Source organism: Pseudonocardia sp. ICBG1142 (assembly GCF_020496255.1).
Lineage (GTDB): Bacteria > Actinomycetota > Actinomycetes > Mycobacteriales > Pseudonocardiaceae > Pseudonocardia.
Genome location: NZ_JAHLJC010000027.1, coordinates 1 through 13,810 on the forward strand (window position 1 = coordinate 1; position 13,810 = coordinate 13,810).

Here is a 13,810-nt window from a genome sequence, read left to right on the forward strand (position 1 = left end):
TTGATCCAGTCCATGACCCGGCCCATGACGGCGGGCCTTTTTCGGCGGTGTCGCGGGCCTCCCATTCCAGGAGGCGGTCCTGGTCGCCTGCGATTTCGGCGGCGCGCATCTGCCGCTCATACCGGGAGGTGCCGTGGGTGTCCCGCCAGCGTTGGATGAGGACACCGGCGCCGGAGAACACATAGAAGGTGTTGCGGACCAGGGCTTTCGTGCTGGTCACGGTGACCGGGTGCGTCACCGCTGTGACGGCGTGCCGGTGTGCCGCCGCCAGGTCATGGCGGTAGAGGTCCCGCCGCGACACCACCGCCGGCCCCGGCTCCGAGGCGCTGTTTGCCTGCGGGCCGCCGGTCACGATCTCGCCCTCGATCACGACTGGCGCGTCGTGTTCGTGGTTGTCGGGCCGGTGGTGCAGGGTGATGACCGGCGCCAGCTCACGCGCATGGTGGTCTGGGCTGGCGCCGCCAGACTTCCCCCGCTTGTCGTGGTCGTTGTTGTTCATCGGGGGCCTCCGGCGGTCTCGTCGCGGAGTTGGCGGGCGCGGGCGGCCGAGCAGCGCAGTGTCCGGCGGATGGACTCGGCCGAGCCGGGGTCGACCCGGCCCTCGGCGACCGCGGCCCGGAGGAGCTGCCGAAGATCGTCGAGGGTGCGGCCGGTCGAGGCGGGTTCAAGATCATGGTCGGGGTCGACTCCGCCCCTCGACGATGATCTTGGGTGGGTCGACTGTCGCAGGTCAGGCCTCGACTCCTGATTCGACTCTTCCGGTCGATGGTCGAGGACGGCGACACCGCCCCCATGATCATCGTCGGGGTGCGAGTCGACCCCGGAGCCGAGGTAGTCGAGGGCCGGGTCGGCCTCGTAGTCGAGGTCGTCGGTGAGCCGGGAGCCGACGCAGCCCGCGCCTTCGACGAGGTCGGCGAGTGCCCAGTCCCAGTCGTCGGTGCGATCGATAGTGACCGGTGTGACCGGTCGTCCCGGCGCCGTCGTCGCGGCCAGGGACCGTCGGTGGACCTGGTAGGTCCCGGGCCGGTAGGCCAGCTCGGCGGTCCCGTCCGCCGCGATGACCGCGCGACGGCGTCGCGGGCGGCGAGGCGCCGTGCGCGGTCGGTCTTCGACGCCACCAGCGCCTTGAGCCGGCTTTCCCGGCGCTCGGCCCGCGGGCGCGGTGCTCCGGCCAGGGTGAGCTGGTGCGCTGCGACGCCTGCGATGGACACGACCGCCATCACCACGGCGGCTGTCCAGCCCTGGTCGAGGCCGTGGAGCAGGTTCATCCCGGCTGCGACCAGGGAGAACAGCACCACCCCGGCCTGCAATCCGGCCACCGGCCGGTCCGGGGCTTGGTGGCGGGAGGCGACGATGGCGAGGGCGAAGGCCCACATGCCGAGTTCGGTGATCCCGGCCAGCAGGACACCGAGCGGGCCGTAGATGGTCTGTCCGTAGGCGGCCAGCGCGGGTGCGGCTAGGGCGAAGGACAGGAGCGCGATCGGGTAGATCAGCAACTCGACGACGTGGGTGGATGCCCAGGTCAGCGTGCGGGTGCGGGCTGCGGCCCGTGCGGCGCCGCGTGCCTGTCGCTGCTCGGCCCGTCGACGTTCAGCCGCTTCGCGGTCGGCCTGGGCGCGGTCGCGGCGGGCGTTCTGCTCGGTGATCCGTCGCTGCGCGGCAGCGTCGGCGGCCTCCCGGTCCAGGCGGGCGTCCAGAGCGCGGCTCTCACGTCGCTCGGCTGCCCGCGCCGCTGCCCACGAGGTCGAGGAAGAAGATGCGGCGGTCACGCCCCGGCCCTCCCTTCGACCTGCTGACCAGCCGAAACCCGTTCAGTGGGCGATACAGCGGCCGATGAGACGGCGTGTGCGGTAGGCGGCTCGCCTCGGGTGGTTGAGCCCGGGTTGGCGCGGCGGGCGCGCCGGAGGCGCAGCTCGGCGGCGATCCACCAGCCGATGGCGAAGCCGAGCGGCGCGGTGAACCACCAGGTCAGGCCCACCGTCGCGGCGAGCAGCGTGCCGACGGCGCCGAGCTCGACGGCCCGGTCTCGGACGGCCGCAGCGACACGGTGAAGCAGGGCGTTCATGCCGCCTCACCACTCGAAACAGTCCGCTGACCAGCAGAAACGACCACAGGCCGCCGGTGCGGGAGTACGAGCAGACGCCCTGCGTCCGGCTCACCTGATGACTCGTCGGCCGGTGCGGGATCGTGGAGGAGGTCGCCGTAGAGACGGTCGATGACCTGCTCGGTCAGACCATCCGGACACCACGAAAAGCCCAGGTCAACGCCGGGATCATGGTCACTGTCGGGGGAGTCTGGAAGGAAAGTTCCACCCACCGGTGGAGACGTGCAGACGCCAAGGGCAGCATGGCCCATAGCCGATCACCTGCCTTTACAGGTCGCTCGGTTAGGTCGCCGCCCCGGATGGGCATCCTGGGCGGTGACCGCAACCCCGCCGGGCTGGCGGGACCGCTCCCTCAAGCAAGACACGATCTCGCCCCGGCTGTCAAGCACCGACCTCGACCAATCTCGCGGACCCCGCTGGCTGCTCGTCCGCACCTCAGATCAGTCACGAAACGTGACTGCTGCGCCTGGGGACCCGCCTAGTCGCTGTTTCTGCTGGTCAGGCCGCCTTCAGGGCGATCTTCGGCCTATGCGAGCGGGCGTTCCGTTGAGGGGGTGGGACGGATTGATCCGTCCCACCCCCTCAATCCGTCCCACCCAAAATCGGGACTTGACCTGCAAGAACACCTCAAGTGGGACGGATGGGACGGATTGGGACGGATTGGGGGTCGTTTCGGGACATCCCCCGAAATCTCACTCTGCGTGACGAGTCGGGGGGTGGGGTGTCGCGCGGCGGCGGTCTCGATTATCGGGCGCGCCTGGTTGCGTTTCCGGTGCTGTAGGTTGCGGCGTTCCGCAGGTGTTGCCGGACGCCTACTCGTCGCCTCTTCTACTGTTTGTGGTACCGGATGGATGGCGTTGTGAGTGTTACGGATACAGCCCCTTTTCTGTTAGGGCTGGAGTGTCGGTGCGCGCGGTATTGCCGCGACTGGCTTCGCGGTTTCAGGGGGTGTCGGGGGGTGGGATTGTCGATGTGTGCGGCGAGCTGTTTCGGCGGGTGGAGTTGCCGATTGCTGTTGCGTTTGCTGGACGTCAGGTGTGAGCGTTTGAGGTTAGGTTCAGTGCCGCGCTGTCGTGGGAGTCGGGCATCGTTGGGTCCGGTGTCCGAGCTCAGCGTTGAAGATCATCTGCTGTCCCGGATTGGCTTATTATCGGCTCGGATTTCCCCGGATCTGCATAGACCATCTCCGGGGGCTCGGGCCTGGGGGCCCTTGGGTCGTCGGTGTGGGCTGGTGGTGGCCGCGTGGCGGCCGCCGGGAGCGGGTGAGGAGACGTGCTGATCGGCTTTGATGGGGCTTTGAACTGGCTTTGAAGCGCCTGAGAAGCGGCATTGACGCGCTTCTGGGGTGGGTCCGGTCGGTCATGGCGGGTGGACCTGTGGTGGTGGTGCCGGTGTGTCGGGCTGGCGCCCGACACCTCAAGCACCCTGCTTCGCTGACGGCCGGTCGAGGTGTCGGGCGCCAGCCCGACCCACCGGGAGGGTGGTCGCGGAGCGGCCATGATCATCAGTACGTAGTTCCATGCTTTGAGAGAAGGAAGGTCAAGGTCAACTGACTGCGGCGAGGGTGGGCGGTTTGGGTTGGTTTGGGCGTATCTGTCCGTAGTGCGTAGTGTGCTGAGCGTGTTCGTGTGATTGCTGCTGGTGGTGGTTCTTGACCAGTGGGGGGGGGCGTGTTCAGATGCGGTCGTGAATACGATGAAGTATGCGCGTCGCATTATCGGGGCTGTGTTGGTTGTGGCCGCTTCGACATGTTCGGTGACCGGCATGGCAGTAGCGGAAACTACTTCCCCTGCCGGAGTGGCCGAGGCTGGCGAGAGCTTTGCATCGCAGCCGCCTAGCCCGGATCATTTTACTTACACGGCGCACGCTGACGACGACACACCAGAGGTGCCTGCGAAGAGCGCTTTTTTGGACAGCGGTGGCATCACTGGCGCTGAACTTGCACGACGCCTGGAGAGGGCAGGATACATTAAAGGGCCCAAGTTTCGCACCGCTCAAGGCCTCGCTTACGAGTACAGACTGAACGAGTCGCAGTACACGATTTCGTATCTCGTCCCAGCTGATCCGAGAAAAATTGTTTCAGATCCTGCGGAAAGCGCGGGCGACAGAAAAGTAAACATTGGCTGGGATAACGGCCCGCGTCTCTATATGACCGGCACGGATTTTTGGAATCTGGGCAAAGAAGGATTGCAGGAGGCGTGTAACAAACTCCCGTGGGGGTCGAGGGCGTGCACGAACTTCGTGGAACGCGTCTGGACTGGCAATCTTACTGGCCCTGGTCGAATCCTCAATGACGGTAGGTGCTGGGATCTAAGTCAGACTCTTAACATTGGATGGCGCCCGGCGGCACCGGAGAAGTGCAAGTGAAACTAGCTTACAAAATCGGCGGGCTCGCACTCGCATCTATCAGCGCAATGAGCTATACATGGCTGGCTGGCTCGGAATACGTAGAGCAAGGTCGAGCCATCCCTATACTCAGCGCCGCCCCGCTTGTTTTGGTAGCCTGGCTGGCGACGTGCTATCTCCTTGCTTCTGACCGCAGAAAGTCGGTCGCGTGGTGGATTCTGGGATCAGGCAGTTGTTGCACACTTGTCGCAGCGGTGCTGCTACTGATGGGTTTCACCGAGGACAACGTGACCCCATTTATTGGTGGTCTGTTGTTCATCCATGTGTTCGTTATGCTGCGAAACATCAGAAAACTGGAGTCGCGACTACTATAGCGAGTTTGTAAATGCCTGCTCAGTAAGCAGTCTCAACAGTGATGCCGCTCGGCCTGTCGTGGGCAAGTCGATCCGGACCGGAGCCCGCCCTGGCGGGTGAGGACCGGAAGCGGCGCGGCAGCCCGGGGTTGTTCGGCTCAGCGCAGCGACTCCGCCCCAGCGGGCGCCGCTTCTTTGCGATACCCACTTAGCCGGGCTAAGTGTCTAGCTTGCTCCGTCGCAGGCGGGGCCGTGGCCGTCCTCCCGGTGCGCCGCGTCCGGGAGTGAAGCGTCCGCGCGGAACCGGCACCCGGTGATCATCAGTGGATGCATGGGTGCTGTGGCTGTTGATCTTGGGGTGGCGGTGTCGAGCGCGAAGCGCGCGTGCGCTGTCGGCCCGGTGGGCCGAGTCGGTGGCGTTCCGCCACTGAAGGTCAACGGCCACAGCACCCATGCATCATCTGATGATCGTCGGCGCCGGGCTCTGGTCCGGGGCTGGTCGTGGTCCCCGGGCTGCCGGTTCACCGCGCAGCAAGATATGCACTTTTGTTCCAAAAATGCTGTGCGTGGGCGCCGCTGCCTGGTCTGCGGCTGCTGCGGCGGCGGTGGCGGTCACCGGGGCGGCGGCGTCTGGTCGGAGGCCGGTCGGGTGGGGTGACACGCCCGTCTGACCTGGGGGTGCGTGATAGCCGGGCCTGTGACCTGGAATTATTCGAGTGAGACAGCTGACCAAGTCAGAGTTTCGGGTGAGCGCGAGCGAGCCCGCCCCCTCCGGCCGCGTCAGCGGCCGGAGACAACACAGGGCGAAGCTCAACGCCCTAGACCGGCACCGCGCCCCTGGTGGCGGTGGTGAGGAGTTCCCCCGGATGACCGGCTCTGACCTGTGGGTTCCCCCCGGCGCTGTCTCAGGCGCTGTTCCCGATGTCGGTTCCCGGGGCTCTGAGAGCCTCTGTGAGGCCCCGTTTCCGTCCCCGGGCTACCTAGTCGGGGGGCTGCCGTTTGAGGCGTCTACGGCGATCTGGGAGCGTTTGTGGACGTCGCGGTACCCACTCGCCGCGGACGAGTTCGACGGCGGCGTGTGGCGGCAGTCCCGGGACGTGGCGATGACCCGGATGCATGTCGAGCTGCACCCCAAGCAGGTGTGGGGGTTGATCGGGATCGACGGCGACAGCGCCGATGCGGTCCTGCGGATGCTGTCGACCGTCGACAGTCACCCGATGCCGAACGTGATCATCGAGAACCCCGTCAACGGCCACGCCCACGCCGGGTTCGGCATCACGACACCGATCAACGTCACCAACTACGGATCACGCCGCGCGGTCCGCTACGGCCTGTCCATCGAAGAAGCCTTACGGCGTGCCGTCGGCGGGGACCCGTCCTATCCCGGACGGCTGATCAAAAACCCGTTCCACTCCCGCTGGATCACCCACTTCCTCCACGACAAAACCTCCACCCTCAACCAATTCGGGGCGATCCTGACCGCCGCCGGGCACATGCCCGGACGCGGCTGGCACAACCAACGCCGCCGTGAACCCGTCGGCTACTCCCGCAACGAAACCCTGTTCCACATGGTCCGCCGCTTCGCCTACCGGGAAATGCGGCACCACTGGGGCGACGCCGAGGGCTACCGCGCCGCTGTCGCCAAACACGTCGCGATCCTCAACGCCGATTTCCCGATCCCCCTCGGTGGGAACGAACTCGGCCACATCTCCGGCTCCATCTCGGACTGGACGATCAACTACTCCCGCATGTGGAACGACGGCCCCGCCGCCTACGACGCAGCATTCTCCGCCATCCAAGCCGCACGCGGACGCAAAGGAGGCGCGGCGCGCGGAGTGGTTCAAGTAGCGGATCGTGAGCGGCGCCTTGCGCTCCTAAAGGAGGTGTTTTGATGCCTGCGTTGGAGCCGTGCCGCCGGGCGACGCAGAAGACAGCTCAAGAGCTAGCTGAAGAAGCTGGCTTCTCGCGGCGGACCGTTGTGCGTCTGATCGCTGAGCCGCGCGCTGATTACGAGCGAAGAGCCAGAAGACGTCGAGCGACTGTTGTAGAGCTACGCCTTCAAGGGCTTACTTACCGCGAGATCGCTGACAGCACCGGTGACAGCATCGGCGCCGTCGGGCGCCTCCTTGCTGACGCCCGCCGTAGCGGCGAATGGATGGCCGCCACGCGCCGCAGAAGTGGTCACACAGAGTGATATTTTGGGGGATGTCCCGAAACGACCCCCAATCCGTCCCAATCCGTCCCATCCGTCCCACTTGAGGTGTTCTTGCAGGTCAAGTCCCGATTTTGGGTGGGACGGATTGAGGGGGTGGGACGGATCAATCCGTCCCACCCCCTCAACGAGCCTGGCACTCACACCAGCAGGAGATCGCCCTACGCATGGGCTGACCAGCTATGATACCGGCTTAGTGGTCGCCTGGGCGTCATCGTCACTGTTGGTGACGAGATCAGGCGTGTAGCGGCGCCAGGCGTCAGTGAACGCGGCCCGCCGGTAGCCCCGGGTCTGGCCGAAGCCGGGGAACCTGGCCTTTTCGGACTGGATGTCGTACTCACCCAGGAGGTCCCCGAGTTTCTTCGCGGTGAGTCCTTCGCCGCGTGGCCCGTAGTCGCCCCACGGCGCCTCGGGATCGGCGCGGAGTTGCTGGAGCAGCCGCATCGTCGGTAACGCCTGCTCGTCGCCGAAGGCGGCGTGGCAGTCTGCGAGCAGGCGGATGCGTTCGGAGCGGTCGTCCCTGGTGTCTTCTGCTTGGAGGTCGAGGATGGCTTGGCGGGCGCGTTCGGGCCAGTGGCCTCCGGCGTGGTCGGCGATGGCGATGAGTGGTTCCCAGGTGTCAGCGGCCCGGTCCTCGACCGGCATCACCGGCTCAGCCGCCTCCAAGACCGATAGGTCGTTGCGGAGCCAGCCGTGCAGCCGCTCAGCGAGCCGCTGAAGGCGCGGCCGGTCCCGGCGGTGCCGGTAGGGAGCGACGGTTTCTCCGGGGGCTCTGCGGCGCATCTGGACGACGACGGCGCGGTCTTCGATGGTGTCGGGCATGCGTCCGATCCCGGCCAGCGCTGCCATGGCGAAGGTGGAGATGGACTCGACCCGGTTTTTGGCGAGGTCGTAGCGCTTCGCAGGCCGGTTCCGCTGATGTCCGGCGTTGAGCAGGCCGCGGAGGTCTTCGTGGCCGGTGGCTGCGGGCCCGAAGATCGTGTCCGCCTCATCGACGAGCATCGTCGGTGGATCGGCGGTGATGGAGCGGTAGACCGCTGCCGGGGTGGCGTTGACGGTGATGAACGGGGCGTGACACGCGCCTTCGACCACATCCAGGAGGCGGGATTTCCCGCAGCGCTTCTCCGGTGCCCGCACGACCAGGCGCGGCGCGTGCGCCCAGGCGGGTTGAGCGTGGGTGGCGGCGATCCAGAGCACGACCCCGACGACGGCGGCGTCGGAGGGGAGGGCGACGTAGCGGCGCAGCGCGGTTTCGAGGTCGTCGAGGATCGCGGCACCGTCGGTGCCGGGAACGGTGCTGTCGGTCAGGCCGGTCGGGTGCGGGGTGAAGGTGCCGGATTCGGAACCTTCGTCCTGACCTGCGGGAATCTGGTCGTCGTGGGTGTTCACGTCGTCCTCCTGAAGGTGGTGGCGGCGGTTGCGGTGCTCGGGTGGTGTCGCCAGAGGCGTCCGGTTACCTCGGGCTCGTGCGGGTGCGGCACGAACTCGTTGCTCGGCCGGTAGGAGCGGAGTTCGGCGGCGGGATGGCTGTCCGGGTAGCGGCGGCTGGCGTGCTGGATGGCTTCCAGGTCGTCGGTCCAGTACCAGTGGCCCCGCCAGGGCCCGCCGACGAGGACGGCGAGTTCGCGGCCGTCAGCGGCCTGGGCGGCCATCCGGGACCGTCGGTGCGCGGCGGGAAGGTGCTGCCGCGTCGCTTCCGGTCCTCGCCCGCTGGGGCGGGCTGCGGTCCGGGTCGACTTGCCCACGACCAGCTGCTCGCCTGCGGTGGTGGTCATGCCGCGTCCCCACGTGCCCATCGGGTGGGGTCGCCGTGGGGCGGGTACCGGCGGCGCATCAACTCCGCCAGGGACGGCTGTTGGGCGAGTCCGGCAGCGGTGTAGGCGACCGAGACCTGCTTGCTGGCGTCGCGAAGGGCGGTCCAGCGGGCGTGGCGCAGGTCGGCGACCTCCACGCCCACGCGGGCGGCGACCAGTAGCGGTGCGGTCGGCTGGGCTCGTCCGAGGACGGCCGCGAGGACGGCTGGGTCGAGGTGTCCGATGACGTCCAGGGCCTCGGCCCGATCCGGGTCGGGCAGGCGCGGGACCGGGACTGCCAGGGCTCGACACGGGAGCGGGTCAGGTGTTGCCGGTGGTTCCGGCAGCTCAGGAGAGCGGTGACTGTGCGTGGTCATGGGGGCTCCTGTTTTCGGCATGCGAAAAGGGAGGGAGGGAGGCACCGAAGTGCCTCCGTCCCTGCTCAACTGCGGGTTTCAGGGGTGTGTGAGGGGGTGGGTCCCTGGCCTCCCTGAGTGACTGTCAGTGCAGGTCATCCCAGGGAGGGACCCGTCAGGGAGGCGTCAGGGAGGTGGGAGGGAGAACTCCCTGCCTCCCTGACGCCTCCCTGACCGACTCCGGCTAGAAGCAGCCCTTCTGGCCGGGCCCGAATCCATCACTCTCGGTGATGGATTCGCGGTCGGTGTGGGCTTCGTGGAGGCGCGCGGCGCTGAGGACCATGACGCCGTCGGACTTGTAGGGCCGCGCGTCGGCGGGCAGTTCCTCGGCGAGCCGGGCGAAGGTCCACGAGCTGTAGTGGGCGCGGTCGAGCTCGGTGAGCGCGGCGAGTGCTTCCTGGGTGCGCATCCGCTTATGCCCGGCCAGGACGTGGAGCAGGTCTTCCAGGAGGTCCCGGCGGGGTGCTGGTGCCGGTGTGGTGGCCGCCCCGGTGCCGAGGCCGGCCTCTTCCCGCAGCTTCACCGCCCGCTCGACGATCGGTGTCAGCTCATCAACGCCGTTGCCGCGTTGGATGTAGAAACAGCGCATCAGCCCGTCCCGGCTGGTGACCCCGGAGGTCATGGCGGTGCCGAGGTCTCCGAGGTCGACGGTGCCGTCGGGGGCGATGCTCATGGGTTGCAGGGTGGTGGCGGTGATGCCGGCGGTGTGCTTTCCCGTGCCGAGGATGGCGTCGTTGCCCTGGTGGTCACCGATGGCGAAACACGCCCGGTTCGACAGGACCTTCGCCACCGCCCGAGGCAGGGACTCCGCTGATGGGACCGGTGTCGCGAACAGGAACGTCACCCCGTACTTACGGCCCTTCGCGACGATCTTGGCGACCAGCTTGGCGGCCTCGGAGCCGACAGGGGAGACGAACAACTCCTGGCACTCGTCGATGACGACCACACGCGGGCGCATCGACCGATCGGCCGCGGCGAGCTTGCGCGTCAGCTTCGGTTCCCCAGCTGCGGACAGTTTCCGTCCTCGTTGCGACAGCTCCGACATCAGCTGCTTGAGGCCGTCGAGGACGGTCGGCACCTTGTCCGGGTCGTCGGAGACGAACAAGGTCCGTGCGACCGGTTTGAACGGGTCGTAGTCGGCGTTGTGGGCCATGCAGTAGATGTCGATCTCGACCAGTGGGTCGAGGATGGCTCCGGCGAGGACGTTGATGATGAGGGTGGATTTGCCGGAGCCCATCATTCCGGCGATGCCCCAGTTCGTGCCGAACAGTCGTCCGGTGACCAGGTCGGAGCGTGGGGTGACGCCGACGGGGACACCGGTGAAGTAGTCGGTGGTCCCGTCGTGCAGCAGCGGCCACGGCGCGACCGGTTTCGTGAGGCTTCCCTGGTCAGCAACCCACAGGTCCAGCACGCCGGGCTTGTCCTTCGGTTCGGTGGGCCACACCTCCACCGGGAGGCGCAGCAGGTTGTGGGCGAGGACGTCTTTGCGTTTGTTGAGCATCTCCACGGTGACGCCCTCAGGCAGCAGGAACTGGCAGTGCCAGCCGCGCCCGTCGTGGACGGGTGGGAGGTTCCAGCGGGGTGTCCAGCCTTGCTTGAACTTGCTGTTGAGTGCGCTCAGGCCGAGGTTGCGCAGCGCGTTGACCACGGCGCTTTCGTCGACGATCACGCCCCGCCCGGTGACGTCGTCCTCGACGTCAGCGGGCGGGGTGGTCCAGGTGGGTGCCTCGGTGCGGGCCTTCCCGAGCGCCCACAGCCCGACCACGGCCCCGCCCAGCGCCACGCTGGTGAGGGCGGTGGCGTAGACGGTCACGAAGGTGACGGTCCAGGCGACCGTGTCGATGACCCCGGCAACAGGGGCGATGACCAGGGAAATATCCCGGGCGGCGATGGCGAGGACGGCGCCGAGGCCGCCCAGCATCCCGAGGGCGATCAGCGCGCCGACCCCGGCAGCGCGGGCCCAGGCGAGTGGGGCGTTGATCCAGTCCATGACCCGGCCATGACGGCGGGCCTTTTCGGCGGTGTCGCGGGCCTCCCATTCCAGGAGGCGGTCCTGGTCGCCTGCGATTTCGGCGGCGCGCATCTGCCGCTCATACCGGGAGGTGCCGTGGGTGTCCCGCCAGCGTTGGATGAGGACACCGGCGCCGGAGAACACATAGAAGGTGTTGCGGACCAGGGCTTTCGTGCTGGTCACGGTGACCGGGTGCGTCACCGCTGTGACGGCGTGCCGGTGTGCCGCCGCCAGGTCATGGCGGTAGAGGTCCCGCCGCGACACCACCGCCGGCCCCGGCTCCGAGGCGCTGTTTGCCTGCGGGCCGCCGGTCACGATCTCGCCCTCGATCACGACTGGCGCGTCGTGTTCGTGGTTGTCGGGCCGGTGGTGCAGGGTGATGACCGGCGCCAGCTCACGCGCATGGTGGTCTGGGCTGGCGCCGCCAGACTTCCCCCGCTTGTCGTGGTCGTTGTTGTTCATCGGGGGCCTCCGGCGGTCTCGTCGCGGAGTTGGCGGGCGCGGGCGGCCGAGCAGCGCAGTGTCCGGCGGATGGACTCGGCCGAGCCGGGTCGACCCGGCCCTCGGCGACCGCGGCCCGGAGGAGCTGCCGAAGATCGTCGAGGGTGCGGCCGGTCGAGGCGGGTTCAAGATCATGGTCGGGGTCGACTCCGCCCCTCGACGATGATCTTGGGTGGGTCGACTGTCGCAGGTCAGGCCTCGACTCCTGATTCGACTCTTCCGGTCGATGGTCGAGGACGGCGACACCGCCCCCATGATCATCGTCGGGGTGCGAGTCGACCCCGGAGCCGAGGTAGTCGAGGGCCGGGTCGGCCTCGTAGTCGAGGTCGTCGGTGAGCCGGGAGCCGACGCAGCCCGCGCCTTCGACGAGGTCGGCGAGTGCCCAGTCCCAGTCGTCGGTGCGATCGATAGTGACCGTCGTGTGACGCCGTGACCGGTCGTCGGTCGCCGTCGTCGGCCAGGGACCGTCGGTGGACCTGGTAGGTCCCGGGCCGGTAGGCCAGCTCGGCGGTCCCGTCCGCCGCGATGACCGCGACGGCGTCGCGGGCGGCGAGGCGCCGTGCGCGGTCGGTCTTCGACGCCACCAGCGCCTTGAGCCGGCTTTCCCGGCGCTCGGCCCGCGGCGCGCGGTGCTCCGGCCAGGGTGAGCTGGTGCGCTGCGACGCCTGCGATGGACACGACCGCCATCACCACGGCGGCTGTCCAGCCCTGGTCGAGGCCGTGGAGCAGGTTCATCCCGGCTGCGACCAGGGAGAAACAGCACCACCCCGGCCTGCAATCCGGCCACCGGCCGGTCCGGGGCTTGGTGGCGGGAGGCGACGATGGCGAGGGCGAAGGCCCACATGCCGAGTTCGGTGATCCCGGCCAGCAGGACACCGAGCGGGCCGTAGATGGTCTGTCCGTAGGCGGCCAGCGCGGGTGCGGCTAGGGCGAAGGACAGGAGCGCGAGGTCGGGTAGATCAGCAACTCGACGACGTGGGTGGATGCCCAGGTCAGCGTGCGGGTGCGGGCTGCGGCCCGTGCGGCGCCGCGTGCCTGTCGCTGCTCGGCCCGTCGACGTTCAGCCGCTTCGCGGTCGGCCTGGGCGCGGTCGCGGCGGGCGTTCTGCTCGGTGATCCGTCGCTGCGCGGCAGCGTCGGCGGCCTCCCGGTCCAGGCGGGCGTCCAGAGCGCGGCTCTCACGTCGCTCGGCTGCCCGCGCCGCTGCCCACGAGGTCGAGGAAGAAGATGCGGCGGTCACGCCCCGGCCCTCCCTTCGACCTGCTGACCAGCCGAAACCCGTTCAGTGGGCGATACAGCGGCCGATGAGACGGCGTGTGCGGTAGGCGGCTCGCCTCGGGTGGTTGAGCCCGGGTTGGCGCGGCGGGCGCGCCGGAGGCGCAGCTCGGCGGCGATCCACCAGCCGATGGCGAAGCCGAGCGGCGCGGTGAACCACCAGGTCAGGCCCACCGTCGCGGCGAGCAGCGTGCCGACGGCGCCGAGCTCGACGGCCCGGTCTCGGACGGCCGCAGCGACACGGTGAAGCAGGGCGTTCATGCCGCCTCACCACTCGAAACAGTCCGCTGACCAGCAGAAAACGACCACAGGCCGCCGGTGCGGGAGTACGAGCAGACGCCCTGCGTCCGGCTCACCTGATGACTCGTCGGCCGGTGCGGGATCGTGGAGGAGGTCGCCGTAGAGACGGTCGATGACCTGCTCGGTCAGACCATCCGGACACCACGAAAAGCCCAGGTCAACGCCGGGATCATGGTCACTGTCGGGGGAGTCTGGAAGGAAAGTTCCACCCACCGGTGGAGACGTGCAGACGCCAAGGGCAGCATGGCCCATAGCCGATCACCTGCCTTTACAGGTCGCTCGGTTAGGTCGCCGCCCCGGATGGGCATCCTGGGCGGTGACCGCAACCCCGCCGGGCTGGCGGGACCGCTCCCTCAAGCAAGACACGATCTCGCCCCGGCTGTCAAGCACCGACCTCGACCAATCTCGCGGACCCCGCTGGCTGCTCGTCCGCACCTCAGATCAGTCACGAAACGTGACTGCTGCGCCTGGGGACCCGCCTAGTCGCTGTTTCTGCTGGT

The 13,810-nt window shown here is 68.1% G+C and carries 12 protein-coding genes and 1 pseudogene; 5 read left to right on the forward strand and 8 right to left on the reverse strand.

What is annotated here, in order from left to right; all coding sequences use genetic code 11:
* A pseudogene (locus tag KPL59_RS13820) lies at nt 1–499 on the reverse strand (ATP-binding protein); the annotation flags it as partial.
* 1,266 nt (nt 500–1,765) lie between these two features.
* Nucleotides 1,766–2,065 (reverse strand): hypothetical protein, encoded by a 300-nt coding sequence (locus KPL59_RS13825; RefSeq protein ID WP_226360926.1) that lies wholly within the window; start codon nt 2,063–2,065, stop codon nt 1,766–1,768.
* 1,725 nt (nt 2,066–3,790) lie between these two features.
* On the opposite strand from KPL59_RS13825, the gene KPL59_RS13830 reads away from it, so the two are divergent.
* The 3 genes from KPL59_RS13830 to KPL59_RS37695 all read left to right on the forward strand — a co-directional run bounded on the left by KPL59_RS13830 (nt 3,791) and on the right by KPL59_RS37695 (nt 6,997).
* A complete protein-coding gene (locus KPL59_RS13830) occupies nt 3,791–4,471 on the forward strand; it encodes a hypothetical protein (protein ID WP_226361035.1) in 681 nt (226 codons plus the stop codon).
* Between the two features lie 1,435 nt (nt 4,472–5,906).
* Complete coding sequence (locus tag KPL59_RS13835) at nt 5,907–6,695, forward strand: replication initiation protein (protein ID WP_374111627.1); 789 nt, start codon at nt 5,907–5,909, stop codon at nt 6,693–6,695.
* The gene (locus tag KPL59_RS37695) at nt 6,695–6,997 is read left to right on the forward strand and encodes a sigma factor-like helix-turn-helix DNA-binding protein (protein ID WP_226361037.1); all 303 of its coding nucleotides are present in this window, start codon (nt 6,695–6,697) and stop codon (nt 6,995–6,997) included. Before KPL59_RS13835 ends, KPL59_RS37695 begins: the two co-directional genes overlap by 1 nt.
* 198 nt (nt 6,998–7,195) lie before the next feature.
* Here the strand turns inward: KPL59_RS37695 and KPL59_RS13845 are convergent, their stop codons facing one another.
* The 4 genes from KPL59_RS13845 to KPL59_RS13860 form a co-directional block, all read right to left on the reverse strand.
* On the reverse strand, nt 7,196–8,404 hold the full coding sequence (locus KPL59_RS13845; protein WP_226361038.1) for a DUF3631 domain-containing protein: 1,209 nt from the start codon (nt 8,402–8,404) through the stop codon (nt 7,196–7,198).
* Nucleotides 8,401–8,790, reverse strand: coding sequence for a hypothetical protein (locus KPL59_RS13850; protein WP_226361039.1), 390 nt, complete (start codon nt 8,788–8,790; stop codon nt 8,401–8,403). Before KPL59_RS13850 ends, KPL59_RS13845 begins: the two co-directional genes overlap by 4 nt.
* Nucleotides 8,787–9,185, reverse strand: a complete 399-nt coding sequence (locus KPL59_RS13855; RefSeq protein WP_226361040.1) for a hypothetical protein — start codon at nt 9,183–9,185, stop codon at nt 8,787–8,789. The genes KPL59_RS13850 and KPL59_RS13855 overlap by 4 nt, the downstream gene beginning before the upstream one ends.
* 223 nt (nt 9,186–9,408) lie before the next feature.
* Nucleotides 9,409–11,697: a cell division protein FtsK gene (locus KPL59_RS13860; RefSeq protein ID WP_226361041.1), complete on the reverse strand. Its 2,289-nt coding sequence runs from the start codon at nt 11,695–11,697 to the stop codon at nt 9,409–9,411.
* A 58-nt stretch (nt 11,698–11,755) separates the two neighbouring features.
* Here KPL59_RS13860 and KPL59_RS13865 point away from each other — a divergent pair, with 58 nt between their 5' ends.
* Nucleotides 11,756–11,902 carry a hypothetical protein gene (locus KPL59_RS13865; protein ID WP_226361042.1) on the forward strand — a complete coding sequence of 49 codons (147 nt, stop codon included), beginning with the start codon at nt 11,756–11,758 and terminating at the stop codon, nt 11,900–11,902.
* A gap of 6 nt (nt 11,903–11,908) precedes the next feature.
* Complete coding sequence (locus tag KPL59_RS13870) at nt 11,909–12,169, forward strand: hypothetical protein (RefSeq protein WP_226361043.1); 261 nt, start codon at nt 11,909–11,911, stop codon at nt 12,167–12,169.
* Between the two features lie 491 nt (nt 12,170–12,660).
* On the opposite strand, the gene KPL59_RS13875 is transcribed toward KPL59_RS13870, so the two are convergent.
* Complete coding sequence (locus KPL59_RS13875) at nt 12,661–12,975, reverse strand: hypothetical protein (protein WP_226361044.1); 315 nt, start codon at nt 12,973–12,975, stop codon at nt 12,661–12,663.
* The gene (locus KPL59_RS13880) at nt 12,972–13,271 is read right to left on the reverse strand and encodes a hypothetical protein (RefSeq protein WP_226360926.1); all 300 of its coding nucleotides are present in this window, start codon (nt 13,269–13,271) and stop codon (nt 12,972–12,974) included. The genes KPL59_RS13875 and KPL59_RS13880 overlap by 4 nt, the downstream gene beginning before the upstream one ends.
* Nucleotides 13,272–13,810 lie beyond the last annotated feature (539 nt).

Coding starts and splice junctions, on each gene's coding strand:
- KPL59_RS13860 (WP_226361041.1), bottom strand. CDS start 11,697: ATGAACAACAACGACCACGACAAGCGGGGGAAGTCTGGCGGCGCCAGC.
- KPL59_RS37695 (WP_226361037.1), top strand. CDS start 6,695: ATGCCTGCGTTGGAGCCGTGCCGCCGGGCGACGCAGAAGACAGCTCAA.
- KPL59_RS13825 (WP_226360926.1), bottom strand. CDS start 2,065: ATGAACGCCCTGCTTCACCGTGTCGCTGCGGCCGTCCGAGACCGGGCC.
- KPL59_RS13850 (WP_226361039.1), bottom strand. CDS start 8,790: ATGACCACCACCGCAGGCGAGCAGCTGGTCGTGGGCAAGTCGACCCGG.
- KPL59_RS13835 (WP_374111627.1), top strand. CDS start 5,907: ATGACCCGGATGCATGTCGAGCTGCACCCCAAGCAGGTGTGGGGGTTG.
- KPL59_RS13855 (WP_226361040.1), bottom strand. CDS start 9,185: ATGACCACGCACAGTCACCGCTCTCCTGAGCTGCCGGAACCACCGGCA.
- KPL59_RS13880 (WP_226360926.1), bottom strand. CDS start 13,271: ATGAACGCCCTGCTTCACCGTGTCGCTGCGGCCGTCCGAGACCGGGCC.